Source organism: Terriglobales bacterium, assembly GCA_035543055.1.
Classification (GTDB): domain Bacteria; phylum Acidobacteriota; class Terriglobia; order Terriglobales; family Acidobacteriaceae; genus JAIQFD01.
This window is the reverse complement of the sequence record DATKKJ010000012.1, coordinates 1-2,689: the sequence shown is the minus strand read 5'-3', so window position 1 is coordinate 2,689 and position 2,689 is coordinate 1. Positions and strand designations below refer to the sequence as shown.

Genomic DNA, 2,689 nt, shown 5'->3' with positions numbered 1-2,689 from the left:
CGTCAGTCCGGTGGGCTGCTCCGTTTTCGCCTACTACTATTTCGACGTGGGGAACATCCAGGCGGCGCACGGGCGCACCCCGGCAGTGGCCACCGCCGCCAAGCGCGCCAACCCCAACAGCATCGTGGTCGCCTACCAGGGGGACGGCGATCTGGCGGCCATCGGAACGGCGGAGATCATCCATGCCGCCAACCGCGGCGAGAAGATCACCTGCTTCTTCATCAACAACGCCATCTACGGCATGACCGGCGGGCAGATGGCGCCCACCACCCTGGTCGGCATGCCCAGCACCACCAGTCCCTGGGGGCGTCGGCCGAGCAACGAGGGATTCCCCCTCCACGTGTGCGAACTGCTTTCCACCCTGGAAGCGCCGGTGTATTTGGAGCGGGTAGCGCTCAGCGACAACAAGAACATCATGAAAGCGCGCAGGGCCATCCGCAAGGCGCTGGAGAACCAGGTGAAGGGCGTCGGGTTCTCGCTGGTCGAGATCCTGTCGCCCTGCCCCACCATCTGGAAGCTCGACCCGGTGCAGGCGCGCGCCTGGGTGGCGGAGAAGATGATCCCCATCTTCCCGCTCAATGTCTTCCGAGACCGGGTGGTGGAGATCCCCAAGGTCGCCGAGCCGCCGCAGAAGTCAGTGCGCGAGGTACTGGAGATCGACCGGCAGCCGCTAGCGGTGCAGGGCAACGGCCATAAACATCCCGCTCGCGAGATCACCATCAAGATCGCGGGCTTCGGCGGCCAGGGAGTGCTGCTGCTGGGTCAGTTGCTGGCCGAGATGGGCATGGCGGAGAAGATGGAAGTGAGCTGGCTACCCTCCTACGGCCCGGAGATGCGGTCGGGCAGCGCCCATTGCCACGTCTGTTTCTCGCGCGAGCGCGTGGGCTCGCCGCTGATCTCCCACCCGGACGTGCTCATCGCCATGAATGAGATCTCGTTGCGCAAGTTCGCCCCCCAGGTGGAGGCGGGCGGGCTCATCATCTACAGCCGGGACCGGCTGCCGGAGGATTTCGAGGTCCCGGCGGGCGCGCGCGCCGTCTGCGTGCCGGCCTTCGAGATGGCGGACGAGTTGGGATCGGCCAAGGTGGCGAACGTCATCCTGCTGGGCGCGCTGCTGGCCGAGACCGAGTGCCTGCCGGCAAGCACGGCGGAGGCGGTGCTGGCCACCAAGGTGAAGAACCCGAAGTATGTGGAGTTGAACCGCAAGGCGCTGGCCGCCGGACGCCGCTACGACGAGCACGAGCTGCACGTCCCGGTGTCCCAGCCGGACGGCTTTGCCGGTTAGGCGCGCGGATTCATAGGCCGGAACGGGTGTCATCCATACCTGCCGCCGGATCTGTCCGGTACCCGTTCCGGCACCCCTCGCAACGTGATTGTCGTCACACGGCGCCGTGACCTCGGTCATAGCGCGGCCCCGGCGTGCCCCGGTACATTTCGAACGAACGTTCGAACAAATGGGGGTGCCGCTTGTCCGCCCAGGCGATCGATTTCATGTACTACGTGGCCACCCGCGAGTTCATGGAGCAGTGGGACCGGGCCAAGCAGGGTGAGCTGGTCTGCCGCATGGAGAAGGCCATCGGCGGCCTGCCCCGCTACCAATCCATCCCCGAGATGATCGGCCTGATGGACGCCGCCGGCGTCGACAAGGTCTTCATCGTCCAGTGCAAGATGTGGTCCTACTGGCGCAAATGGATGTACATGGACACCCGCCTGGAGGATGTCCTGCAGTACACCGAGCAGTACCCCGACCGCTTCGTCGGCCTGGCCGGCTACAACCCCTTCCGCATCCAGGAGAGCCTGGCCGAGATCGAGACCGCGGTGGGGGAGCACGGCTTCAAGGGCGTCTACGTCCACATCTACGGCTTCGATATCCCGCTCCACGACGCCAAGATGTACCCGCTCTACGCCAAGTGCGTGGAGCTGGGGGTGCCGGTCTCGATGCAGGTGGGGCACGTGCTGGAAGCCATGCCCAGCGACTGTGCCCGCCCCATGCAACTGGACCGCATCGCCTGCGATTTCCCCGAGCTGAAGATGATCGGCGCCCATACCGGGTGGCCGTGGGTCGATGAGCTGCTCTCCGTCTGCTACAAGTGGGAGAACATCTGGTTCGGCGTGGACGCGTGGATGCCGAAGTATCTCTCGCCGCAGATCGTACAGTTCATCAACAGCCGCCTGGGACGCGACCGCTGCCTGTGGGGCACGAACGGCCTGCCGTGGAAGGAATCGCTGCGCCAGGTGGAAGAGCTGGGACTGAAGGACGAAGTGAAGCAAAAGCTGCTGCGCGACAACGCGGTCGAGCTGTTCGGGTTGGGGAAGAGCGCCGCTGCCGCAGCTCAACAGGCGGTCGGAGCGAGCAAAGCATGAGCCTGGTGGAGCTGACAGGAAAGAACGCAGTCGTGACCGGCGGCGCGCGCGGGATCGGGCGCGCCATCGTGCAGACGCTGGCCGAGTGCGGCGCCGATGTGATGATCGCCGACTTCCGTTTTGATGACGCCGATGCCAGCGCGCGCGAGATCGCACGCAACACCGGGCGGCGGGTGATCGCCTGCGCCACCGACGTCACCAAGCTGGAGCAGGTGCAGGCCATGCGCGACCAGGCGATCGCGCAGCTGGGACACCTCGACATCCTGGTGAACAATGCCGGCTGGGACCGCATCCAGCCCTTCCTCAAGACCACGCCCGAACTCTG

At 65.7% G+C, this 2,689-nt stretch carries 3 protein-coding genes; all 3 read left to right on the top strand.

Annotation, left to right across the window (positions count from 1 at the left end; genetic code table 11):
• Nucleotides 1–1,285: 2-oxoacid:acceptor oxidoreductase family protein (locus tag VMS96_00775; GenBank protein ID HVP41930.1), on the top strand; the 1,285-nt coding region annotated here is incomplete at its 5' end.
• Nucleotides 1,286–1,467: 182 nt separating this feature from the next.
• Nucleotides 1,468–2,364, top strand: a complete 897-nt coding sequence (locus VMS96_00770) for an amidohydrolase family protein (protein ID HVP41929.1) — start codon at nucleotides 1,468–1,470, stop codon at nucleotides 2,362–2,364.
• On the top strand, nucleotides 2,361–2,689 hold a 329-nt coding region (locus tag VMS96_00765; GenBank protein HVP41928.1), incomplete at its 3' end, for an SDR family NAD(P)-dependent oxidoreductase. The genes VMS96_00770 and VMS96_00765, both read left to right, overlap by 4 nt.